Here is a 21,896-nt window from a genome sequence, read left to right as displayed (position 1 = left end):
ATTGTGTGAATCGATTAATGAATCGGCTGCATGTCGGTTGGGCCGGCCGCGCGTGCCCGCCGATGCGCAAAACGGCAGAAGAATGTTCTGCCGCGATCACGCCCCGAGGTGAAAAAACCTAGCAGTAACATGGTGTTACACCGATGCCCCCGACATAACATTTTTTGGCTCGACACGTTTTTCGCCCGCTCATAAATTACTGCTGAAAGGCTTGTGTCGGCCGGAAACGGCCGGAGCGAGCAGGAACTGGCACTGAACGATGACGGAACGGGTTAAACGGAAGATCGGACGATGGGCGGCAGGCGTGCTCGGCGCATTGCTGATGCCGCTCGCGCTCGCGCAGCCGCCGCACGGCGGCGGCTTTGCGTTCGGCGGCCACGGCTTCGGCGGCGGCGACATGCGCGCCTACGGCCAGCCGGCCGCCGGCGTGCCCGTCTGGCGTCGTGCGGCGCCGCCGGGCGGCCCGCGTCCCGCGGCACCGGGCGGCGTGAACGGCTCCGGCTCCCGCTGGGGGCTGCGGCCGACGCCGTCGTACGGCCACTACGCCGCGCAGAGCCCGTATCGCCCGATCAGCGCCGACGCGCGCCAGATGCCGCGTCCGCCGGGCGGCGGCAACGTGCCGCTGCGCGCCGGCTCGATCCGCGCCGACGTTGCGCGCTACAACGAGGAGCGCGGCGGCCGCCCGATGCCGCCGCCCCGTTCGCAGGAAGAGCCTGCGCATTCGCCGTTTTTCTCCCCGTTCTACCGGAACTGAACGCGCCCGCGTTCCCCCTCTCCACGCCGGCTGATGCGAATTCGCCACAGTCGCGCGCAGATTTCCGCTGATTTTCCCGCCGCATTGCGCTATCTTTCGCGCCCGGCACGCGTGCGCCACGCGGCCGTCCGGTCGCGCGAACGCTCCGCGCCGGGCCGCCGCAGCGCGCGCCGGCCACGTATCGCCTTCGCAAAGTTAATGCTGCCGCTATACCCGCAATAAGCGGGCGCAATTTTGACCGGACGAATGATCCGTAAAGATGGCTGCGCCCCACACGACGCAAGCATCGGCTCCGATAACAACGCTCGCGCCATTTATCGACAAATCGACAAAACCTGGAGATCCCATGAAAGCATTCGCCCGCCGTGCGTCGCGCACGTCCGTCAAGCTGATCGCAGCGGCCGCCTGTGTGGCGGCCACCGCACCCGTCCATGCGCAATCGAGCGTGTCGCTCTACGGCCAGGTCGATGAATGGGTCGGCGCGACCAAGTTCCCGGGCGGCGACCGCGCATGGAACGTGGGCGGCGGCGGGATGTCGACGTCGTACTGGGGCATGCACGGCGCCGAGGATCTGGGCGGCGGCTACAAGGCGATCTTCACGCTGGAAAGCTTCTTCCGCGCGCAGAACGGCCAGTACGGCCGCTTCCAGGGCGATACGTTCTTCGCGCGCAACGCATATGTCGGCATCAGCTCGCCGTACGGCACGGTGACGGCCGGCCGCCTGACGACGCAGCTGTTCCTGTCGACCATCCTGTTCAACCCGTTCTACGATTCGTACACCTTCTCGCCGATGGTGTACCACGTGTTCCTCGGCCTCGGCACGTATCCGACCTATCCGAGCGACCAGGGTGCAGTCGGCGATTCGGGCTGGAACAACGCGCTGTCGTATACGTCGCCGTCGTTCGGCGGCCTGAATTTCGGCGCGATGTACGCGCTCGGCAACCAGGCCGGCGACAACCGCTCGAAGAAGTGGAGCGCGCAGTTCAACTACGCGAACGGTCCGTTCGCGGCGACCGCCGTCTATCAGTACGTGAACTTCAACAACGGGCCGCAGGATCTGAGCGCACTCGTGGCCGGGATGAAGAGCCAGGGCATCGCGCAGGTCGGCGCGACCTACGACCTGAAGTTCGTGAAGCTGTTCGGCCAGTACATGTATACGAAGAACGACCAGGTCGCCGGCAGCTGGCACGTGAACACCGCGCAGGGCGGCGTGTCGGTGCCGCTCGGCGTCGGCAACGCGATGGCGTCGTACGCATACTCGCGCGACTCGGGCGGCCTCGACCAGACGCGCCAGACCTGGGCCGTCGGCTACGACTACCCGCTGTCGAAGCGCACCGACGTCTATGCCGCGTACATGAACGACCACATCAGCGGCCTGTCGACCGGCAACACGTTCGGCGCAGGCATCCGCGCGAAGTTCTGAGCCCCGTTCGCGCGGGCGGCGTTCGCATCGCGCGCGCCGCGCGTTCCGTACCCGGATTTTTCGCCCGAAACGGCGCCGCAACCCGCGGCGCCGTTTTGCCTTTCTTGACCTTTCTATTTCTTCGCCTTTGTTACCCTATCTCGTAATTGCATGATTCCCAGGAATTGCGAGCTAGTTCGATGGATACCCTCGTCAGCATGAATGTGTTTCGATACGTCGTCGAAGTGGGCAGCTTCGTCGGCGCGGCGGAGCGCATGCAGATGTCCGCGGCGATGGCGAGCAAGCACGTGATGCATCTCGAGCAGCAGCTCGGCGCGCGGCTGCTGCACCGTACGACGCGCCGCGTCGCGCCCACCGAGGCGGGACGCGAATACTACGAGCGCCTCGTGCAGGCGCTGTCCGAACTCGACGAAGCGGGGCAGGCGGTCGGCGCCGCGAGCGTGGTGCCGCAGGGCCGGCTGCGCGTGACGTCGCTGTCCGCGTTCGGGCTGCGGCACGTGATGCAGGCGGTTACCGATTATGCGGAGCGCTTTTCCGACGTGACGGTCGAGATCACGCTGTCGGATCGCGTGGTCGAACTGATCGACGAAGGCTACGACGTCGCGGTGCGCGCGGCGCCGAGCGGGCTGAAGTCGTCGTCGCTGGTCGCGCGCCAGATCGCGACCGCGCACATCCTGCTGGTCGCGTCGCCGGCGTATCTGGACAAGCACGGCACGCCCGAGACGATCGCCGATCTCGCGCACCATAACTACCTGCGCCGCGACTCGAACGCGACGACGCTCGATTCGATGCTGAACGACGCGGCCGCCGCGTCGCGCGTGACGCTGAACGGCAACCTGATCGTCAACCATCTCGAAGGACTGCGCGCGGCCGTGCTCGGCGGCGCGGGCATTGCGCTGCTCGGCACCGAAGTGGTCGGCGACGATATCGAGTCCGGACGACTGGTGCCGGTGCTGATCGACGCGATACCGCCGCGCGAACTGCCGATCTATGCGGTATATGCGAGCCGTCGCCACGTATCGGCGAAGGTGCGCTCGTTCGTCGATTTTCTCGCCGCGCGTTTCGAAGGGCAGTCGCTGTGCCCGTCGATCGAATCGCGCCTGCGCGTGCTGCCGATCACACGGATCAAGCGCGCGGGCTGAACCGCGTTTCCCTCCTGAAGCACGAATAAAAAACGCGAACCGCTGCGGTTCGCGCTTTTTGTTTCGTCTGACGTGACAGGTGACGGCGACTGCCGCCGCCGGCGTCAGCGCGTGATGCCGAGCCGCGCCTTCGCGGCGTCGTATTCGCCCTTCAGGCGCGCGATGAGCGTTGCGACGTCCGGCAGGTCGTCCATCAGGCCGACGCCCTGGCCGGCGCCCCAGATATCCTTCCACGCCTTTGCCTTGTCGCCGCCGAAATTCATTTTCGACTTGTCCGATTCGGGCAGCGCATCCGGATCGAGACCGGCCTTCTGGATGCTCTCGCGGATGTAGTTGCCGTGCACGCCGGTAAACAGGTTCGTATAGATGATATCGGCGGATTTCGCGTTGACGATCGCGCGCTTGTAGTCGTCGACCGCGTGCGCTTCCTGCGTCGCGATGAAGCGCGTGCCCATGTATGCGAGGTCGGCGCCCATCGCCTGCGCGGCGAGGATCGAGCCGCCGTTCGCGATCGAGCCGGACAGCACGATCGGGCCGTCGAAGATCTTGCGCACTTCGCCGACCAGCGCGAACGGCGACGTGGTGCCCGCATGCCCGCCCGCGCCGGCCGCGACGAGGATCAGCCCGTCGACGCCCGCTTCGAGCGCCTTTTGCGCGTGGCGCAGGTTGATCACGTCGTGCAGCACGATGCCGCCGTAGCTGTGCACCGCGTCGACGATCTCGCGCGCCGGCGCGCGCAGGCTCGTGATGAAGATCGGCACCCGGTGGTCGACGCACACGCGCACGTCGTGCTCGAGCCGCACGTTCGACTGATGGACGATCTGGTTGACCGCGATCGGGCCGATCGCCGCGTCGGGGTGCTTCGAGCGATGGTCCGCGAGTTCCGACTGGATCTGCGTGAGCCACTCGTCGAGCAGCTCGGCCGGGCGTGCGTTGAGCGCGGGGAACGAACCGACGATGCCCGCCTTGCACTGCGCGAGCACGAGTTCGGGGTAGCTGACGATGAACATCGGCGACGCGATGACGGGCAAGGTCAGGTTCTGCAGGACGGCGGGCAATGCCATGTGAAGTCTCCAAGATCGACCCGGTCCGGCGCTTCGGCGGCGCGCGCCGACCGGCATCCCGAGTGTAGTCGCGAGTCGCGGATCAAGTCCGCTGGCTCATATTAATACGAACGGTCGTGCGATTCTACGCGAGCTTAGCAAACCGTGCGGCGCGGCGGCAATCGAGTGAGTGTTCTCTTTCTACGCGTTCGGGCTACTGCGCCGCTCAGATCGTGCACTCACGCTCCTACAATAGCCGCCATAACAAACCAACGAGAAACAAACCATGTCGTTCGACGCGTTCGCACCGTTTCGCGTGACGGTGCAGGACACCGACATCTTCGGTGTCAAAGGAGGCGCGGGGCCGCCGCTTCTGCTGCTGCACGGTCATCCGCAGACCCACATGATCTGGCATCGCGTCGCCGCGACGCTGGCGAAGCATTTCACGGTGATCGCCACCGACCTGCGCGGCTACGGCGCATCGGGCAAGCCGCCGAGCGACGCGCAGCATGCGCCGTATTCGAAACGTGCGATGGCGGCCGATCAGGTCGCGGTGATGCGGCACTTCGGTTTCGACCAGTTCCATGTATGCGCGCACGATCGCGGCGCGCGCGTCGCGCATCGGCTCGCGCTCGATCACGCGTCGTCCGTCGAGCGGATGATGCTGCTCGACATCGCGCCGACGCTCGCGATGTACGAGCAGACCGATCGCGCGTTCGCGACCGCGTATTTCCACTGGTTCTTCCTGATCCAGCCGGAGCCGCTGCCCGAGACGCTGATCGGCGGTCATACCGACGCGTATCTCGAGCGCGTGATGGGCAACCGCTCGGCCGGGCTCGCGCCGTTCGCGCCCGAGGCGCTCGACGCGTACCGCGCGGCGCTCGCGCAGCCAGGCGCCGTGCATGCGATGTGCGAGGACTACCGCGCGTCGGCGACGATCGATCTCGAGCACGACCGCGCCGATCTCGAACGCGGCAACAAGGTGGCCTGCCCGCTGCGCGTGCTGTGGGGCGAGCACGGTATCGTCGGCCGCTGCTTCGACCCGCTCGACGAATGGCGGCGCGTCGCGCGCGACGTCAGCGGCCGCGCGCTCGATTGCGGGCACTACATTCCGGAAGAAGCGCCCGGCGCGCTGATCGACGAACTGCTGGCGTTCTTCGACGCGCGCGATCCGGCCGTGTGAGCGCGCGCGCGGCGCTTAGCGGCGCGCCGCGTCGTCTTCGGCGAGCGGCGGCAGCCGGCGCGGCACCGGCGTCGACTTCACGATCGCGGTGCTCGTTTCGGCACGCTCGGTCACCTTCGACAGGATGTCGTCGAGGTGCTCGATCGTGCGCAGGTAGAGCCGGCAGATGAAGCAGTCGTCGCCCGTCACCTTGTCGCATTCGACGAATTCGGGAATCCGCCGCAGCACGTCCTCGACGAGATGGAGCTGGCCCGGCAGCGGCTTCACGCGGACGATCGCCTGCAGCGTATAGCCGAGCGCGCGCGGGTCGAGCTCGACGGTGAAGCCGGCGATCACGCCCTGCGCCTCGAGCCGGCGCACGCGGTCGGCGGTCGCGGGCGCCGACAGCCCGATCTGCCGCGCGAGCTCGCTGGTCGCGATGCGCGCGTCGTCGGCCAGCGCCGCGAGGATCGCGCGGTCGGTCGCATCGAGCGACGCGACGGCGGGAGGGGAAAGGCGTTTCGGCATGATCGCTTTGCTTTCGAAGGTAAATCGGTCGATTCACTTCAGTCTAGCCGTGGTTTTGCCGAAAGCAAGTTCCTAGAATCGAAGTCATCCCCGCTCTTTCCCAGGAGTCCATGATGGCCTCGAACGAAATCCGCCGCGGCGCCGCCGAGATGGTCGTCGCGATGATGATGTCCGGCACGATCGGCTGGCTCGTGATGTCGTCGCAGCAACCGCTGACGAACGTCGTGTTCTTCCGCTGCCTGTTCGGCGCGGCGACGCTCGCGATCGTCTGCGCGGCGCTCGGCTTCCTGCGCCGCCGGCTGTTCTCGCCGCGCATGCTGCTGCTCGCGACGTTCGGCAGCATCGCGATCGTCGCGAACTGGCTGTTGCTGTTCGCGGCCTATTCGCGCGCGTCGATCTCGATGGCGACGGCCGTGTACAACACGCAGCCGTTCATGCTGATCGCGCTCGGCGCGCTCGTGTTCCGCGAACGGATCACCGCGTCGACGCTCGCGTGGCTCGGCATCGCGTTCGTCGGGCTCGTCTGCGTGGTGCGGGTCGAGCCGGCCGTGCTCGCGGTGCCCGGCGAATATCTCGAAGGCGTCGCGCTGTCGCTCGGCGCGGCCTTCCTGTACGCGCTGTCGTCGATCGTCACGAAGCATCTGAAGGGCACGCCGCCGCATCTGCTCGCGCTGCTGCAGGCCGGCATCGGCATCGTGATGCTCGCGCCGTTCGCGCACTTCGACACGCTGCCCGCGACAGCCGGCCAGTGGCTCGACCTCGTCGCGCTCGGCGTCGTGAACACCGGCGTGATGTACGTGCTGCTGTACGGCGCGATCCAGAAGCTGCCGACCGCGATGACGGGCGCGCTGTCGTTCGTCTATCCGGTCGTCGCGATCGCCGTCGATCACTTCGCGTTCGGGCAGACGCTCGCGTCGACGCAGGTGTTCGGCGCGCTGCTGATCCTGCTCGCGGCGGCCGGCGTGAACCTCGGCTGGCGCATCGTGCCCGCGCGCCGCGCGGCGATCGGCAACTGAAAGCGAGTGGGCGATCCGGCTTGCCGCTACGACCCGTCGCTACGGCCTGCCGTCGTCGCGCGAGGCCCGCACAGACGCCCGTGCGCGCGCTTGAAAGACGCTGTAAGAAGTTGTAGGGAAACACCCGATGCGGGCCGACGGCGCCGCTCGTATCATGCCGGCTGTGACGTTGATCACGTTCACAGGATTCCGATCTCGATGCCGTTCGCCCGACAGGCTGAACGGCTTTTTTTTATTCGCCGCTGCGCGCGAGCATGCGCCGCCGTGCATCGAGCCGCGCGAGCACCACGCGTCGCGCGTCGTCGTCGGACGTGCGCCATGCACGGATCTCGTCGCGCGTGCGCAGGCAACCCGCGCACCAGTCGGTGCGCGGATCGATCCGGCATACGTCCGTGCACGGCGAACCCACCACACCGACCGGCACCGGCACGTCGCTCATGCGGGATCCCGCAGCGCGACGTCGGCGACCGGCGCGCCCGTCAGCGTGACGAGTTCCTGCGGCGACAGGTTGAACACCGCATGCGGATGGCCGGCGGCGGCCCACAGGCTGTCGAGCGCGAGCAGGTCGGCGTCGATCAGCGTGACGGGCTCGACGAGATGCCCGATCGGGCAGACGCCGCCGATCGCGTAGCCGGTGTTGTCGCGCACGAACTTCGCGTCGGCGCGCCCGACTTCGCCGACCTGTGCGGCGACCTTCTTCTCGTCCACGCGGTTCACGCCGCTCGCGACCACCAGCACCGGCGCGCCGTCCGACTGCCGGCGAAACAGGATCGATTTGGCGATCTGCGCGACCGAGCAGCCGAGCCCGGCCGCGGCCTCGGCCGACGTCTTGCCGGTTTCGGCGAGCATCACGATGTCTTTCGAATGGCCGCGTTCGCGCAGCAGCAGCGCGACGCGGCGCGCGGAATCGGGGAGCGTGTCGAATGCAGCGGGTGTCGTCATGTTCAGGAATCCGTCGAATATCGGGTCAGACGCAGTTCGCGGCGTCGGCCGCGCTCTGCGCTTTGGCGAGCAGCGCGCGACCGGCACGCGACACGTTCGCGCGGCCGATCGCGTTCGAGATGAAGTCGCCGGCGGCGACCACCTGCGCGAGGTCGATGCCGGTGTCGATGCCGAGGCCCTGCATCAGGTACAGCACGTCTTCCGTCGCGACGTTGCCTGTCGCGCCCTTCGCATACGGGCAGCCGCCGAGGCCCGCGACCGAGGCGTGGAAGATCTCGATCCCTTCGAACAGCGCTGCATAGATGTTCGCGAGCGCCTGGCCGTAGGTGTCGTGGAAGTGGCCCGACAGGCGCTCGCGCGGGAACACGCGCGTGACCGCTTCGAGCACTTCGCGCGTGCGCTTCGGCGTGCCGACGCCGATCGTGTCGGCGATGTCGATCTCGTCGCAGCCGAGCGCCGCGAAGCGTTCGACGACGTCGACGACCGACGCGACCGGCACCTCGCCCTGGTACGGGCAGCCGAGCGTGCACGACACGCTGCCGCGCAGCCGCAGGCCCGCGTCCTTCGCGGCCTTCGCGACCGGCTCGAAGCGCGCGATGCTCTCGGCGATGCTGCAGTTGATGTTGCGTTGCGAGAACGCTTCGCTCGCCGCGCCGAAGATCACGACCTCGTCCGCGCGTGCGGCGAGCGCGTTCTCGAAGCCCTTCAGGTTCGGCGTGAGCACCGAGTAGACGGTGCCCGCGCGGCGCTCGATGCCGGCCATCACGTCCGCGCCGTCGGCCATCTGCGGCACCCATTTCGGCGACACGAACGACGCGGCCTCGATATTGCGGAAGCCGGCGCGCGACAGCCGGTCGACGAGCGCGATCTTCACGTCGGTCGGCACGAAGGTCTTTTCGTTCTGCAGCCCGTCGCGCGGGCCGACTTCGACGATCTTGACGGCGGTGGGGAAGCTCATGGTTGTCTCCTGTTTGCTGTATGGGCGAATTCAGTAGCCGCGTGCGTAGTCGACGATGCCGCCGACCGGCTCGCCGCGCTCGAACGCGCGGATCTTGCCTGCGATCTGCTCGACGGCCTCCGCGCGCAGCGTCTCGGCCGAGCTGTGCGGCGTGATCGTGATGCGCGGCGCGGCCCAGAACGGGTGATCGGCGGGCAGCGGCTCGCGATGGAACACGTCGAGCGTCGCCGCGGCGATCCGGCCGTTCGCGAGCGCGTCGAGCAGGTCGGCGTCGACCAGATGCGCGCCGCGCGCGACGTTGATCAGATAGGCGCCCGGCGCGAGCCGCGCGAACGTGCGCGCGCACAGGATGCCGTCGGTGTCGGGCGTGCTCGGCAGCAGGTTGACGAGCACCTTCGCGCCGTCGATGCATGCGTCGAGCGCGTGCTCGCCCGCGAACGTCTCGATGCCGTCGAGCTGCTTCGGGCTGCGGCTGTAGCCGCGCACGGGCAGGCCGAGTGCGGCGAGCGTGCGCGCGACCTGCGCGCCGAGCACGCCGAGGCCGAGCACCGCGACGGTGAAGCTCGCGCGCGGATGCGGTTCGAGCGCCTGCCAGCGGCGTTCGCGCTGCAGCGTCTCGTATTCGTCGAAACGGCGCAGGTAGCGCAGCACCGCGTGTGTCACGTATTCGATCATCTGTTGCGCCATGCCCGAATCCTCGAGCCGCACGAGCGGCACGTGCCGCGGCAGCGTGCCCGGATGCGCGTGGTCGAGCGCGAGCAGCGCGTCGACGCCCGCGCCGAGATTGAAGATCGCGCGCAGGCCGTCGCGCGGCGCAAAGAACTCGCGCGGCGCGCGCCACACGAGCGCGTAGTCGGCGGGGGCCGTGTCGCCGGGCTGCCACGCGCGCAGTTCGGCCTCCGGTAGCGCCCGCGCGAGTTCGTCGCGCCACGCGGCAGCTTCCTGGTGCGGGGAATGGAACAGGATCTTCATGCGCTTATTTCGCGAACAGCTGGCCGATGTCGGCGAACGCCTTGAATTCCAGCGCGTTGCCGCACGGATCGAGGAAGAACATCGTCGCCTGCTCGCCGACTTCGCCCTTGAAGCGGATATGCGGCTCGATCACGAAGCGCGTGTGCGCGGCCTGGAGTTTTTCGGCGAGCGCGTGCCATTCGTCCATCGACAGCACGACGCCGAAGTGACGCACCGGCACGTCGTCGCCGTCGACCGGGTTGACCGCGCTCGCGCCCGTTTCGTGCGGCGCGAGATGCGCGACGAGCTGGTGGCCGAAGAAATCGAAGTCGACCCAGTGGTCCGAGCTGCGGCCCTCGGGGCAGCCGAGCAGGCCGCCGTAGAACGCGCGCGCATCGGCGAGGCTCGACACGGGAAAGGCGAGATGGAACGGGCGCAGCGCGCCGGAAGGCGTAGCGGACATCGGGCGTCTCCTGACAGCCGGGGCGCGCGCGCGGGCGCCCGCCCCGGCTCCATGCATGGCTGGCGGGAAGCCCACATTCTACGGTGTCGCGGCGTGTTGCGCGTGGCCGGGCCGGTCCGTCGGCCCTCCCACGCAAAAGCAAAGCACAAAATATTGGTTCGGCCGCGGTGCGCGGCGCGCCACAATCGAAGCCCGTCTTCAAGCAAGCGAGGGCAATCATGCGCGCATGCAGCAAATCGGCGTGGCCGCCGCGGCTCGTGACCGTTCCGGGCCTGCACGGCAGCGAAGGCGCTCACTGGCAGAGCTGGCTCGAGCGGCAGTTCCCGCGCTCGCTGCGCGTCGAGCAGCACGACTGGGACGCGCCGGACCTCGCGCGCTGGGCGCAATCGGTGCGCGCGCTGCTCGAACGCGAGCGCGGCCCGTTCGTGCTCGCCGCGCACAGCTTCGGTTGTCTCGCGGCCGCGCATGCGCTCGCGCAGTGGCCGCAGGCGGCCGACGTCGCGGGCGTGCTGCTCGTCGCGCCCGCGAGCCCGAAGAAATTTACGTTTGCGGGGCCGTTCGACGCGCGCCGGCTCGCGGTGCCGTCGATCGTGATCGGCAGCGAGACCGACCCGTGGATGCCGCTCGCCGATGCGCGCACGCTCGCGCAACGGCTCGGCAGCGCGTTCGTCAATCTCGGCGATGCCGGACACATCAATACCGCGGCCGGCTTCGGGCCGTGGCCGCGCGCGAAGTACTTCGTCGATACGCTCGTGCACTGCGCGGCGCCGCTGCGCTTTCGCGAGGCGGACGACGGCTTCGAGGCCGATCTGATCGACCGCGCGCTCGCGCACGCGGTCTGACCGTCGCGCGGTGCGGCCTGCGCCGCATCCCGCGCGCGTTCGCGCTCAGGACGCGGACACCGGCTGCACGGCCGCCGGATCCGAATAGCTCGGTTGGCCGTTCTCGACGTGGCCCGCGAAGCGGCGCGAGAACGTGCCGTTCGCGCCGTCGCTCACCGTCACGTCATACCACTGGTGGCTCGACGCGAGCAGCCATTGCTCGACGTGCTCGTCGCCGCCATGCAGCGTGACCTGGCGCGTCGGCGCGCCGTACGCGTTGTCGGTCAGCGTCAGCGTCACGTGGCCCGTGCCGTGATTGCGCAGCTTCAGGTACAGGTTGCCGTTCGCGATGTCGTAGCCGGCCTTCACTTCGGGCTGGGCCTGGTTGCGGCGGTGCGCGGTCGAGTCCGACACGTTGCCCGAGAACATCCGCACGAAGCCGTTCGGCCCGTACACCGAGAACGCATACGCGCCGTTCGTCACGGTCACGTCGAAATCCGCATGCAGCACGCGGCGCGCGCCGACCGTGTAGCGCCACGGGCCGTCGGTGCGGTTCGCCGCATACACGTTGAAGTGCGCGCCCTGGATGCCGCGGTTCGCGAACTCGATGCGCAGCTTGTTCGCGCCGATCAGGCTCGCATTCACATGCAGCTCGTACGGCAGCGCGCGCGCGGGCCGCACGCCCGGTTCCTGCGGATCGATCGGCGACGGCGTCGCCGGCACGGTCGGCGCGGGCTGCGACGTGCACTGCTGGTCCGCGATCGTCCGGTACTGGCTCGTGTCGGGCAGCGGCGGGAAACTCGCGTCGGACGAGCGGAAGTCGAATGCGGCGGTCAGGTCGCCGCAGACCGTGCGGCGCCACGGCGTGATGTTCGGCTCGTCGACGCCGAAGCGCTCGCCGATGAAGCGGATCACCGACGTGTGGTCGAACACCTGCGAGCACACGAAGCCGCCCTTGGTCCACGGCGACACGACCGTCATCGGCACGCGCGGCCCGAGGCCGTACGGCAGCCCGTCGGCCGTGTAGCTGCCGCCGCGGCCCGGGTTCACGACCGTGTGCAGCTCGCCGTCGGTCGTCACGGTCGAGGCGCCCTGCGCGGCCGAGGTCGGCGGCTGCGGCGGCACGATATGGTCGAAGAAGCCGTCGTTCTCGTCGTACATGATGAACAGCACGGTCTTGCGCCAGACGTCCGGGTTCGCGGTGAGCGCATCGAGGATCTGCGACGTGTAGTTCGCGCCATACGCGGGCGTGTACTTCGGATGCTCGGAGAACGCGGCCGGCGGCAGCAGCCACGACACCTGCGGCAGCCGGTCGTTGATCACGTCGTCCTTCAGGTTGTCGAGCGTGCGCACCGTCTGCGCGCGCTGGTACAGCGACGAACCCGGCTTCGCGTTGATGAAGTTCGTGAAGTTCTGCAGGATGTTCGTGCCGTAGTTGCCGTTGTACGGGTCGGCCCAGGTCAGGCCCTGCTGATAGATCTGCCACGAGATGCCGCGCGCCTCGAGCCGTTCGGGGAAGGTCTGCCACGACAGGAGCTGGTAGGCCGGCGGCAGGTCGCCGTCGACGTAGTCGGCGTTGTCGAGCAGCGGGCCGCCGAACTTGCCGGTCGGGTCGATCGTGCCGGTCATCAGATACGCGCGGTTCGGGTGCGTCGGGCCCGGCAGCGAGCAGAAGTACTGGTCGCAGACGGTGAAGGCATCGGCGAGCGCGTAGTGGAACGGGATGTCCTCGCGCACGTGATAGCCCATCGTCATGTCGGTCTTGTTCGCCGGCCACTGGTCGTAGCGGCCGCCGTCGATCGCCGCGTGGGTCAGCGCCCATGAATGGTCGAGCGCGCCGAGGCACTGCGCGCTGGTGGTCTTCGTGTCGAGCCGGAACGGCAGCACCGGCTTCGACGGGTCGGCCTTCGACGGCTGGTACCACACCGGCTTGCCGTTCGGCAGCGCGATCGGGAAGCGGTCGTTGTAGCCGCGCACACCGCGCAGGTGTCCGAAGTAATGGTCGAACGAGCGGTTCTCCTGCATGAACACGACGATATGCTCGACGTCGCGGATCGTGCCGGTGCCGCGCGCGGCCGGAATCGCGAGCGCGCGGCGGATCGATTCGGGGAACGCATTGAGCGCGACCGCGGCGCCCGCGGATTGTGCGACGGTATGCAGGAAACGGCGGCGGCTGGATGACGTCATGTTATTCACCTCGGTTCTGCGAGCGGGGACGGGAGCGGCGGGATCAATGCGACGGCGACGCGGCGGCGCCCGACGCGGCGGCGTCTGCGGTGGGCTTCGCATCGTCGTCGTCGTCGGGCGGATAGTGGACGACCGGCGGCGCGAGCGGCGCGGCATCGGACGCGGCGGCGTTCGCGGACGACGGCGCGCTGTTGAACGCGTTCGCGGGGCCGGCCGATCCGCCGGACTGCTGCGAAGCGTCGGCCGCGTGCGCGTCGTGCGGCGCGTCGTCGCTGCATGCGGCAACGAAGGCGGCGGCACAGAGAACGACGACGAAGGCAACGCGACGCATGAATTTTCTCCTGGCGAGCGAATCGGGAACGATTTCGAGTATGCCGGCGCGATGCGACGTTTCGGTGAATCGTTTGCGACCGGCGTGTGATCGACGCGGGCTTTCGGAATCCTGACTCAATGCTTTCGCGGCGGCTCGCGGCAATATTTCCCGGCGCGCTGCGCGGGCCGGACGCATTTACCGGAGCGGATGCGGCGATGTGCGACGAGCCGCTTTTCTTGCCGGTTCGACAGGCCGCGGACAGTTGCGCGCCAACCGCGCGACATGGTCGCGCCAGCATGAAGAAAAGTCGGTCCGCGCGCTTTACTTTCCTGCATGTTGCGCGCAGTTTCATGGAGTGGCGCGCGGTTGCGCGCGCCTCGGCGCGGCACCGGAATTGCTATGCGGGACGATGAGTGTGCATCGTCCGCGCGCGGTAAATCGGTGCGCGGGCGATCCCTCTGTCTCCTCAACCATGGAGCGAGCAGAAGTCATGTCCAGCGATCGATCCATACCCGTCTCATCCGAACCGGCGTGCGGCACGAGCGCATCGTCGAGCGGGCCCGGGCCTTGCGGCCCCGCGTCGAAGCCGGTCGAGACGCCGTCGAGCGTCGCACGCCGGCGCTTCCTGCAATCCGCGGCGGCGGCCGCGACGGTCGGCGCCGCGCCGCACCTGCATGCGCAGGCGCAGCCCGCGCCGGCCGCGAGTCCGCCGCATCGCGCGGCGATTCCGCCGCAGCCCGTGCGCCTCGACATCAACGGGCGCGAGTACACGCTGCAACTCGAACCGCGCGTCACGCTGCTCGATGCGCTGCGCGAATACGCGGGGCTGATGGGCACGAAGAAGGGCTGCGACCGCGGCCAGTGCGGCGCGTGCACGGTGCTGGTCGACGGGCGGCGCATCAACGCGTGCCTGACGCTTGCGGTGATGCACGACGGCCGGCGCATCACGACCGTCGAAGGCCTCGCGCGCGACGGCGCGCTGAGCCCGCTGCAGCAGGCCTTCATCGAACACGACGCGTTCCAGTGCGGCTACTGCACGCCCGGGCAGCTCTGTTCGGCGACGGCGATGCTGAACGAGTTTGCCGCGGGCGCGGCGAGCGCGGCCACCGGCGACGTGCGCAGTCGCCCCGCGCAGCTTTCCGACGACGAGATCCGCGAACGCATGAGCGGCAATCTGTGCCGCTGCGGCGCGTATCCGAACATCGTCGCCGCCGTGCGTGCCGTGCATGCGGCGAAAGCGTAGGTGCGGGAGGACATCGGCATGGAAGCGATCTCCTACGAACGGGCGAGCGACGTGGCCGGCGCGGTGCGTGCGGCGCAGCGGCCGGGCGCTGTCTTCATCGGCGGCGGCACCAACCTGCTCGACCTGATGAAGGGCGGCGTCGCGCGGCCGGTCGCGCTGATCGACATCACGCGCATCGCGGGGCTCGACACGATCGATGCGCTGCCCGGCGGCGGGCTGCGCATCGGCGCGCTGGTGCGCAACAGCGACGCGGCCGACCATGCGCGCGTGCGTGCGGACTACCCGCTGCTGTCGCAGGCGCTGCTGGCCGGCGCGTCGGCGCAGTTGCGCAACATGGCGACCGTCGGCGGCAACCTGATGCAGCGCACGCGCTGCCCGTACTTCTACGATCGCGCATTCGCGCAATGCAACAAGCGCGACCCGGGCAGCGGCTGCGCGGCGATCGGCGGCGACAACCGGATGCACGCGATCCTCGGCGCGAGCGCGCAGTGCGTCGCCGTGAACCCGTCGGACATGAGCGTCGCGCTTGCCGCGCTCGATGCGGTGGTGCGCGTGAGCGGCCCGCGCGGCGAGCGGCAGATTCCGTTCGCGTCGTTTCACCGGCTGCCCGGCGAGCGCCCCGACCTCGACACGACGCTCGAAGCGGGCGAGCTGATCACCGCGGTGGACCTGCCTGCGCCGGGCTTCGCCGAACACGCGTATTACCTGAAGGTGCGCGATCGCGCGAGCTATGCGTTCGCGCTGGTGTCGGTGGCGGCCGCGTTGCGGATGGACGGCGCGCGCATCGCGCAAGCGCGGATCGCGCTCGGCGGCGTCGCGCACAAGCCGCTGCGCGCGAGCGCGGCCGAGCAGCATCTCGCGGGCCAACCGCCGACCGATGCGACGCTGCACGAAGCGGCTGCGCTCGCGCTGCGCGATGCGCGCCCGCTCGACGGCAACGCATTCAAGGTCGGCCTCGCGCAACGCGCGATCGTGCGCGCGGTGAAGCTGGCCGCGGCGCAACACGGAGGTGTCGCATGAATACGCTGACCGGCCAGCCGCTCGACCGCGTCGACGGCGTGCTGAAAGTGACGGGCGGTGCGCGCTATGCGGCCGAATTCCCCGGTGCGCGTCTCGCGCATGCGGTGCTCGTGACGAGCACGATCGCGTGCGGGCGCATCGCGTCGATCGACGCGAGCCGTGCACGTGCGATGCCCGGCGTGCTGCTCGTGATGACGCACGAGAACGCGATGCGCCTGCCCGGCGGCGGCCGCCCGCCGCTGGCGCCGCCGGCGGGACGCCGGCTCACGCTGCTGCAGGACGACGTCGTGCGCTACAGCAACGAGCCTGTCGCGGTAGTCGTCGCCGAGACGCTCGAACAGGCGAGCGCCGCCGCGGACGCATTGCGGATCCGCTATCGCGCAAGCGACGCGACGCTCGACTTCGCGCGCGCGAAGGCCGGCGCGCGCGTGCCGCCGGGCCAGCAGGGCCGGCCGATGGACACGCAGCGCGGCGATCTCGACGCGGGGCTGCGCGAAGGCGCGGTGCGCGTCGACGCGACGTATACGACGCCGATGCAGCACCACAATCCGCTGGAGCCGCACGCGACGATGGCGCACTGGGACGGGCCGATGCTGACGCTGCACGATTCGACGCAGGGCGTGTCGGGCGCGCGCACGGCGGTGGCCGCAGTGTTCGGCATCGCGCCGGACAACGTGCGCGTGATCTCGCCGTTTCTCGGCGGCGGGTTCGGCTGCAAGGGTTCGTCGTGGTCGCACGTGTCGCTGTGCGCGATGGCCGCGAAGCAGGTCGGGCGTCCGGTGCGGCTCGCGCTGACGCGACCGCAGATGTTCGGCCCGGTCGGCGGCCGGCCGCGCACCGAGCAGCACCTGGTGCTGGCTGCGCGCCGCGACGGCACGCTGACCGCGATGCGCCACGATTCGATCGTCACCACGTCGACCTTCGAGGACTGGACCGAGATGTGCGGACTGCCGTCCCGAATCCTGTACGCGGTGCCGAACCAGGCGACCACGCACCGGATCGTGTCGCTGAACGTCGGCACGCCGACCTTCATGCGCGCGCCCGGCGAGACGCCCGGTTCGTTCGCGCTCGAATCGGCGATGGACGAACTGGCATGGCGGCTCGGCATGGACCCGATCGCGCTGCGCGTCGCGAATTACGCGGAAGTCGATCCGCAGGACGGCAAGCCATGGTCGAGCAACGCGCTGCGCGCGTGCTATCGCGCCGGTGCGGAACGCTTCGGCTGGTCGCGCCGCACGAATGCGCCGCGCACGATGCGCGACGGCGATACGCTGATCGGCCTCGGGATGGCGACCGCGACGTATCCGGCGAATCGCAGCGAGGCGTCGGCGATCGCACGCATCCTGCCCGACGGCACCGCGACGGTCGCGTCGGGCACACAGGACATCGGCACCGGCACCTACACGGTAATGACGCAGGTCGCGGCCGACGCGCTCGGCTTCGCACCGCAGAACGTGCGCTTCGAGCTCGGCGATTCGAGCCTGCCGCGCGCGCCGGGGTCGGGCGGTTCGCAGTCGGCGGCGAGCGTCGCGCCGGCCGTGCGCGAGGCGGCGCTGCAGGCGCGTGCGAAGCTGATCGCGATGGCGATCGCCGACGCCGGCTCGCCGCTGCACGGCGCCGCACCCGACGACGTGACCGTCGACGGCGGCTGGGTGATGCTGCGTGCCGATCCGTCGCGGCGCGATCCGGCTGCCGCGGTGATCGCACGCGCGGGCGGCCGGCCCATCGACGCGCAGGCGACGACGAAGCCGGGCGACGAGAAGGCGCGCTATGCGTTTCATTCGTTCGGCGCGGTGTTTGCGGAAGTGCATGTCGATGCGGCGCTCGGCACGATCCGCGTGCCGCGCATCGTCGGCGTATACAGCGTCGGCGGCCTGCTCAACGCGAAGACCGCGCGCAGCCAGCTGATCGGCGGCATCGTGTGGGGCCTGGGCACCGCGCTCGAGGAGGGCTCGCGTCTCGACGTGCGGCACGGCCGCTTCACGAACGCAAATCTCGCCGAGTATCACGTGCCGGTGAACGCGGACATCGGCGAGCTCGACGTGAGCTTCGTCGACGAACGCGATACGCACTTCAACCCGCTCGGCATTCGCGGCATCGGCGAGATCGGCATCACCGGCGTACCGGCCGCGATCGCCAACGCCGTCTATCACGCGACGGGCGTGCGCGTGCGCGATCTGCCGATCACGCTCGACAAGCTGGCGGAGGCGACGAGCGTGTGAGCGTGGGCGGCACAGGGGAGACGGCGTGCGGCGCGGGGTCCATGCGCGTTCGTCGACGAAATTCGAACGTGTCTGATTGCCATGCGGCCGGCTTTTATATTGAATGAGAACCATTCTCGTTTAATTGTGGAGCCTGCATGAGTCGCCCTATTCAGTCGAGCCCGACGCCGCCGCGCCGCGGCACTGCTTCCGTCGCATTCGCAATGATGACCTGTGCGGCCGCGCCCGCGTGGGCGGAGGAGGCGGACCCGCGGCGCGCGACGCAGCTGAGCCCGATCTTCGTGCACGGCGACCGCGATGCCGGCTCGCGCGTCGACCGGTCGGGTTCGGCGAAATACGCGACGCCGCTGCTCGACGTGCCGCAGACGATCACCGTTGTGCCGCGCGAACTGCTCGACGAGCAGCAGGCGCTGAGCCTGCGCGATGCGCTGTCGAACGTCGCGGGGATCACGTTCAACGCCGGCGAGGGCGGCGGCGGCTCCGGCGACATGGTGAACATCCGCGGCTTCAACGTGAACGCGAACCTGCAGCTCGACGGCTTGCGCGACAGCGCGCAGAACAACCGCAGCGACCTGTTCAACATCGAGGCCGTCGAGGTGATCAAGGGGCCGAACTCCGTGTTCGGCGGTGCGGGCACGACGGGCGGCTCGGTGAACCTGATCAGCAAGGCGCCGAAGGCCGCCGCGTTCGCCGAGGTCGGTGCCGCGCTCGGCACGTCCGACCATCGGCGTGCGACGCTCGACCTGAACCGGCCGCTGCCGGGCCTCGGCGACCACACCGCGTTCCGGCTCAACGCGATGGCGCACGTCAACGACGTGCCGGGCCGCGACGACATCCGCAAGCGACGCTGGGGCGTCGCGCCGTCGCTCGCATTCGGCCTCGGCACGCCGACGCGCGTCACGCTCGGCTACTTCCACCAGTACGACAACAACCTGCCTGATTACGGGCTGCCCGCGCTCAACGGCCAGGTGCTGGGCGGCGTGTCGCGCGACAGCTACTTCGGCTGGCGCAACCTCGACCGCGAACGGATCACGTCGAACGTGCTGACCGCGAAGGTCGAGCACGACGTGTCGCCGCGCGTGAAGCTGCAGAACCTGAGCCGTTATGCGCACCTGCATCGCGACACGGTGATTTCGGCGTCGCACGCGAACCTGAAGGGAATGCCGCCCGGGCGCTACAAGCCGGCCGGCCCGCAGGGCTACGGCCGCGATTCGTCGACGGCGATGTGGGCGAACCAGACCAACGTCACGAGCGAATTCGGCACGTTCGGGCTCGGCCACACGCTGGTCACCGGCTTCGAGATTTCTCGGGAAACCTACGGGCGCACGACCTATTCGTATGGGCTTGCGAAGTCGTGGCCGGCGGAGGGCTATGCGCTGACTGCGCCGCCCGGCTGGTGGCACGGCCCCGTGCGGCGACAGGACACCGCGCGCAACGATACGGCGCTGACCGTGAAGGCGCTTTACGCGTTCGACACGATCTCGTTCGGCCGATACTGGGATGTCGACGTCGGACTGCGGCACGACTGGATCGACGGCCGTTCGGCGAGCACGCCGGCCGGCAAGCCGACCGAGCGCGCCGATTCATCGGATCGCCACCTCAGCACGCGCACCGGGCTCGTGTTCAAGCCGACCGACAACGGCCGCGTGTATGTCGCATACGGCACGTCGTTCAATCCGTCGGCCGAGTTCCTGGTGACGACCGGCTCGGGCGTGAGCGCGGCGACGGGCGGGCTGTCGCCGGAGAAGAGCGAGAGCATCGAGCTCGGCACGAAGTGGGAAGGGCTCGCGGGTCTCGCGCTGAACGGCGCGCTGTTCCAGACCCGGAAGAACAACGCGCGCGAACGGATGGCCGACGGCAGCTACGCGCTCGCGGGGCGGCAGCGCGTGCGCGGCATCGAGTTCGGCGCGGCCGGCAAGGTGACGCCGAACTGGGACGTGTTCGCGAACTACACGTATCTGGCGAGCGTCACGCTGGAGTCGCCGTCGTCGCCGCGCCGGGTCGGGCAGATGCTCGGCAATACGCCGCGGCACGCATTCAATCTGTGGACGACCTACCGGCTGCCGGCCGGCTGGACGCTCGGCTACGGTTCGCATTTCGTCGGCCGCCGCAACGTGACGGCGGAAGGCGACGGAATGCTCGGCGCATACTGGGTGCACAACCTGATGGCCAGCTACGACGTGAACCGCCGGCTGCGCTTGCAGTTGAACGTCGACAACGTGTTCGACCGTGCGTATGTCGAGCGCGTGCGGCAGCAGCTCGGCAACGCGTCGCGGTCGTCGGCGGTCGAATTCGGCGACGGCCGTTCGGCGACGCTGACGGCCGTGTACAAGTTCTGAGCGGCCCGCGCGTATGCCATAGCTAGCGTCGCTGCCGCGGAAACAGCGGCCATGTCGCGGCCGCGCACAGGGCGGCCGCGAGCCACACGGCGCTCCACGAACTGGCGGCAAGCAGCGGCGGAATCGCGAGCGGCGTCGCGAACAGCCCGAGATAGACGATCGTGTTGGCCATCCCGAGCGCGGTGCCCGCATGGTTCGCGCCCGCGAGCGTTGCGAGTTCCGTATAGGCGACGCCGTGCCACGCCGACACGCAGATGCCCGCGAACACGAGGATCGCGACGATCGCGGCGAGCGGCACCCGCGGGCTGCCGGCCGTTGCCGCCGCGAGCAACGCGAACGCGCCGGCCGCGACGAGCACCGATCCGCGCAGGTACGCGCGTCGGTTGCCGTGGCGGTCGGTGTAGCGGCCGCTCCACACGCGCATCGCCATCGCGCCGAGCTGCAGCGCGACCATCGCCGCGCTGATCGCAGCAAGGTCGAGCCGGCCGAAATCGTGCAGGAACACCGTCGCGAACGTCAGCACCGCGAATTGCGGTGCGCACAGCGCGCCGATGCCGATCACGATCCGCCAGACGGCGAGATTCGCGAGCGGCGGCGCGCCGCGACGGGCCGCCGGTTGCGGTGCGGCGGGGTGCGGGTCGGCCGCGGTTATGGGCGCGGCGGCTGCAGTCGCATTAGCGGGCGGCTCGCGCAACCAGCGCCAGGTCAGCGTCGCCGCGGCGGCACACAGCAGCATCAGCGCACCATAGACCGCGGCGAATCCCGCACGCGACGCGAGCCACGGCAGCAGCGCCGCGCCGACACCGCCGCCGAGCGGCACGGCCGTCTGGCGGATGCTCATCGCGAGTCCGCGTTCGCGCTCGCCGAACCAGCGCATCACCGCGCGCCCGCTCGACCCGTTGACGCTGCCGCCGAGCAGCCCGACGCAGCCCATCATCACGACCACGCGTGCGAGCGGCGGTATCGCGTGTGCGGTCGGCGCGATCGCGCAGGCCATCAGCGCGAGCATTGCGGCGGTCGCGACGAGCCCCGTCAGCAGCACGCGGCGGTCGCCGAAGCGGTCGGCGGCGATTCCCCACGGCAGCTCGGACAGCGCGACGCCGAAGCCGAGCGCGCCGAGCACGAGCCCGAGCGCGCCGTTGTCGAGGTGATAGGCCGTGCGCATCCACACGGCGGTGGTCGGAATGCCGGCCGCGGCGGCGGAAAAACTCATGTTCGCGGCGACGCCGGCTGCCAGCACGCGCCAGCGATGGGCGGGGCCGCGCGCGGGCGAGCAGCGGGAAAGGGCGAGTGAGGTGTCCATGACGACAGGCCGGGTTGGAAATTGACAGTGACAGTGTGGTGGTCTAGATTCATCCTGAAAATCGGA

20 protein-coding genes are annotated in these 21,896 nt (G+C 69.2%); 10 read left to right on the top strand and 10 right to left on the bottom strand.

The window, feature by feature from the left end; translation table 11 throughout:
* The first annotated feature begins 259 nt into the window (after positions 1–259).
* From BST28156_RS18045 to BST28156_RS18035, 3 genes are all read left to right on the top strand, one after another.
* Positions 260–754, top strand: a complete 495-nt coding sequence (locus BST28156_RS18045; protein ID WP_174902959.1) for a peptide-binding protein — start codon at positions 260–262, stop codon at positions 752–754.
* Between the two features lie 346 nt (positions 755–1,100).
* On the top strand, positions 1,101–2,177 hold the full coding sequence (locus BST28156_RS18040) for a porin (protein ID WP_060246599.1): 1,077 nt from the start codon (positions 1,101–1,103) through the stop codon (positions 2,175–2,177).
* Positions 2,178–2,356: 179 nt separating this feature from the next.
* Positions 2,357–3,319, top strand: coding sequence for a LysR family transcriptional regulator (locus tag BST28156_RS18035; protein ID WP_174902958.1), 963 nt, complete (start codon positions 2,357–2,359; stop codon positions 3,317–3,319).
* Positions 3,320–3,423: 104 nt separating this feature from the next.
* On the opposite strand, the gene BST28156_RS18030 is transcribed toward BST28156_RS18035, so the two are convergent.
* Entirely contained in the window at positions 3,424–4,383 is a 960-nt protein-coding gene (locus BST28156_RS18030; protein WP_174902957.1) for an NAD(P)H-dependent flavin oxidoreductase, read from the bottom strand.
* Between the two features lie 265 nt (positions 4,384–4,648).
* Here BST28156_RS18030 and BST28156_RS18025 point away from each other — a divergent pair, with 265 nt between their 5' ends.
* Complete coding sequence (locus tag BST28156_RS18025; protein ID WP_060246605.1) at positions 4,649–5,545, top strand: alpha/beta fold hydrolase; 897 nt, start codon at positions 4,649–4,651, stop codon at positions 5,543–5,545.
* A gap of 15 nt (positions 5,546–5,560) precedes the next feature.
* On the opposite strand, the gene BST28156_RS18020 is transcribed toward BST28156_RS18025, so the two are convergent.
* A complete protein-coding gene (locus BST28156_RS18020) occupies positions 5,561–6,052 on the bottom strand; it encodes an Lrp/AsnC family transcriptional regulator (RefSeq protein ID WP_060246607.1) in 492 nt (163 codons plus the stop codon).
* 113 nt (positions 6,053–6,165) lie between these two features.
* Here BST28156_RS18020 and BST28156_RS18015 point away from each other — a divergent pair, with 113 nt between their 5' ends.
* Positions 6,166–7,068, top strand: a complete 903-nt coding sequence (locus tag BST28156_RS18015) for a DMT family transporter (RefSeq protein ID WP_174902956.1) — start codon at positions 6,166–6,168, stop codon at positions 7,066–7,068.
* 232 nt (positions 7,069–7,300) lie between these two features.
* Here BST28156_RS18015 and BST28156_RS18010 read toward each other — a convergent pair whose 3' ends face one another.
* Genes BST28156_RS18010 through BST28156_RS17990 form a run of 5 tightly spaced genes read right to left on the bottom strand, consistent with a single transcriptional unit; the run spans position 7,301 to position 10,382 of the window.
* On the bottom strand, positions 7,301–7,507 hold the full coding sequence (locus tag BST28156_RS18010) for a DUF1289 domain-containing protein (RefSeq protein WP_060246611.1): 207 nt from the start codon (positions 7,505–7,507) through the stop codon (positions 7,301–7,303).
* The gene (locus tag BST28156_RS18005; protein WP_060246613.1) at positions 7,504–8,010 is read right to left on the bottom strand and encodes a YbaK/EbsC family protein; all 507 of its coding nucleotides are present in this window, start codon (positions 8,008–8,010) and stop codon (positions 7,504–7,506) included. The genes BST28156_RS18010 and BST28156_RS18005 overlap by 4 nt, the downstream gene beginning before the upstream one ends.
* A gap of 25 nt (positions 8,011–8,035) precedes the next feature.
* The gene (locus BST28156_RS18000; protein WP_174902955.1) at positions 8,036–8,968 is read right to left on the bottom strand and encodes a hydroxymethylglutaryl-CoA lyase; all 933 of its coding nucleotides are present in this window, start codon (positions 8,966–8,968) and stop codon (positions 8,036–8,038) included.
* Between the two features lie 30 nt (positions 8,969–8,998).
* Positions 8,999–9,940: a 2-hydroxyacid dehydrogenase gene (locus BST28156_RS17995; RefSeq protein WP_174902954.1), complete on the bottom strand. Its 942-nt coding sequence runs from the start codon at positions 9,938–9,940 to the stop codon at positions 8,999–9,001.
* A 4-nt stretch (positions 9,941–9,944) separates the two neighbouring features.
* Entirely contained in the window at positions 9,945–10,382 is a 438-nt protein-coding gene (locus BST28156_RS17990) for a VOC family protein (RefSeq protein ID WP_009691311.1), read from the bottom strand.
* 218 nt (positions 10,383–10,600) lie between these two features.
* On the opposite strand from BST28156_RS17990, the gene BST28156_RS17985 reads away from it, so the two are divergent.
* Positions 10,601–11,224 (top strand): RBBP9/YdeN family alpha/beta hydrolase, encoded by a 624-nt coding sequence (locus tag BST28156_RS17985; RefSeq protein ID WP_060246623.1) that lies wholly within the window; start codon positions 10,601–10,603, stop codon positions 11,222–11,224.
* 45 nt (positions 11,225–11,269) lie between these two features.
* On the opposite strand, the gene BST28156_RS17980 is transcribed toward BST28156_RS17985, so the two are convergent.
* On the bottom strand, positions 11,270–13,390 hold the full coding sequence (locus BST28156_RS17980) for a phosphocholine-specific phospholipase C (protein ID WP_174902953.1): 2,121 nt from the start codon (positions 13,388–13,390) through the stop codon (positions 11,270–11,272).
* 43 nt (positions 13,391–13,433) lie between these two features.
* Positions 13,434–13,721: a hypothetical protein gene (locus tag BST28156_RS17975; RefSeq protein ID WP_174902952.1), complete on the bottom strand. Its 288-nt coding sequence runs from the start codon at positions 13,719–13,721 to the stop codon at positions 13,434–13,436.
* Between the two features lie 472 nt (positions 13,722–14,193).
* On the opposite strand from BST28156_RS17975, the gene BST28156_RS17970 reads away from it, so the two are divergent.
* From BST28156_RS17970 to BST28156_RS17955, 4 genes are all read left to right on the top strand, one after another.
* Positions 14,194–14,946 (top strand): (2Fe-2S)-binding protein, encoded by a 753-nt coding sequence (locus BST28156_RS17970; RefSeq protein ID WP_174902951.1) that lies wholly within the window; start codon positions 14,194–14,196, stop codon positions 14,944–14,946.
* An 18-nt stretch (positions 14,947–14,964) separates the two neighbouring features.
* Positions 14,965–15,966, top strand: a complete 1,002-nt coding sequence (locus BST28156_RS17965) for an FAD binding domain-containing protein (protein WP_060246633.1) — start codon at positions 14,965–14,967, stop codon at positions 15,964–15,966.
* A complete protein-coding gene (locus tag BST28156_RS17960; RefSeq protein ID WP_174902950.1) occupies positions 15,963–18,188 on the top strand; it encodes a xanthine dehydrogenase family protein molybdopterin-binding subunit in 2,226 nt (741 codons plus the stop codon). The genes BST28156_RS17965 and BST28156_RS17960 overlap by 4 nt, the downstream gene beginning before the upstream one ends.
* Positions 18,189–18,325: 137 nt before the next feature.
* Entirely contained in the window at positions 18,326–20,527 is a 2,202-nt protein-coding gene (locus tag BST28156_RS17955; RefSeq protein WP_174902949.1) for a TonB-dependent receptor, read from the top strand.
* A gap of 22 nt (positions 20,528–20,549) precedes the next feature.
* On the opposite strand, the gene BST28156_RS17950 is transcribed toward BST28156_RS17955, so the two are convergent.
* Entirely contained in the window at positions 20,550–21,830 is a 1,281-nt protein-coding gene (locus BST28156_RS17950; protein WP_174902948.1) for an MFS transporter, read from the bottom strand.
* Between the last annotated feature and the right edge of the window lie 66 nt (positions 21,831–21,896).

This window comes from Burkholderia pseudomultivorans (assembly GCF_902499075.1).
Lineage (GTDB): Bacteria > Pseudomonadota > Gammaproteobacteria > Burkholderiales > Burkholderiaceae > Burkholderia > Burkholderia pseudomultivorans.
The sequence above is the reverse complement of the archived record's forward strand: the minus strand, read 5'-3'. Positions and strand labels throughout refer to the sequence as shown.

Excerpts from the sequence above, each read along its gene's own strand:
- BST28156_RS18045 (WP_174902959.1), top strand. The coding sequence starts at position 260 with ATGACGGAACGGGTTAAACGGAAGATCGGACGATGGGCGGCAGGCGTG.
- BST28156_RS18040 (WP_060246599.1), top strand. The coding sequence starts at position 1,101 with ATGAAAGCATTCGCCCGCCGTGCGTCGCGCACGTCCGTCAAGCTGATC.
- BST28156_RS18035 (WP_174902958.1), top strand. The coding sequence starts at position 2,357 with ATGGATACCCTCGTCAGCATGAATGTGTTTCGATACGTCGTCGAAGTG.
- BST28156_RS18030 (WP_174902957.1), bottom strand. The coding sequence starts at position 4,383 with ATGGCATTGCCCGCCGTCCTGCAGAACCTGACCTTGCCCGTCATCGCG.
- BST28156_RS18025 (WP_060246605.1), top strand. The coding sequence starts at position 4,649 with ATGTCGTTCGACGCGTTCGCACCGTTTCGCGTGACGGTGCAGGACACC.
- BST28156_RS18020 (WP_060246607.1), bottom strand. The coding sequence starts at position 6,052 with ATGCCGAAACGCCTTTCCCCTCCCGCCGTCGCGTCGCTCGATGCGACC.
- BST28156_RS18015 (WP_174902956.1), top strand. The coding sequence starts at position 6,166 with ATGGCCTCGAACGAAATCCGCCGCGGCGCCGCCGAGATGGTCGTCGCG.
- BST28156_RS18010 (WP_060246611.1), bottom strand. The coding sequence starts at position 7,507 with ATGAGCGACGTGCCGGTGCCGGTCGGTGTGGTGGGTTCGCCGTGCACG.
- BST28156_RS18005 (WP_060246613.1), bottom strand. The coding sequence starts at position 8,010 with ATGACGACACCCGCTGCATTCGACACGCTCCCCGATTCCGCGCGCCGC.
- BST28156_RS18000 (WP_174902955.1), bottom strand. The coding sequence starts at position 8,968 with ATGAGCTTCCCCACCGCCGTCAAGATCGTCGAAGTCGGCCCGCGCGAC.
- BST28156_RS17995 (WP_174902954.1), bottom strand. The coding sequence starts at position 9,940 with ATGAAGATCCTGTTCCATTCCCCGCACCAGGAAGCTGCCGCGTGGCGC.
- BST28156_RS17990 (WP_009691311.1), bottom strand. The coding sequence starts at position 10,382 with ATGTCCGCTACGCCTTCCGGCGCGCTGCGCCCGTTCCATCTCGCCTTT.
- BST28156_RS17985 (WP_060246623.1), top strand. The coding sequence starts at position 10,601 with ATGCGCGCATGCAGCAAATCGGCGTGGCCGCCGCGGCTCGTGACCGTT.
- BST28156_RS17980 (WP_174902953.1), bottom strand. The coding sequence starts at position 13,390 with ATGACGTCATCCAGCCGCCGCCGTTTCCTGCATACCGTCGCACAATCC.
- BST28156_RS17975 (WP_174902952.1), bottom strand. The coding sequence starts at position 13,721 with ATGCGTCGCGTTGCCTTCGTCGTCGTTCTCTGTGCCGCCGCCTTCGTT.
- BST28156_RS17970 (WP_174902951.1), top strand. The coding sequence starts at position 14,194 with ATGTCCAGCGATCGATCCATACCCGTCTCATCCGAACCGGCGTGCGGC.
- BST28156_RS17965 (WP_060246633.1), top strand. The coding sequence starts at position 14,965 with ATGGAAGCGATCTCCTACGAACGGGCGAGCGACGTGGCCGGCGCGGTG.
- BST28156_RS17960 (WP_174902950.1), top strand. The coding sequence starts at position 15,963 with ATGAATACGCTGACCGGCCAGCCGCTCGACCGCGTCGACGGCGTGCTG.
- BST28156_RS17955 (WP_174902949.1), top strand. The coding sequence starts at position 18,326 with ATGAGTCGCCCTATTCAGTCGAGCCCGACGCCGCCGCGCCGCGGCACT.
- BST28156_RS17950 (WP_174902948.1), bottom strand. The coding sequence starts at position 21,830 with ATGGACACCTCACTCGCCCTTTCCCGCTGCTCGCCCGCGCGCGGCCCC.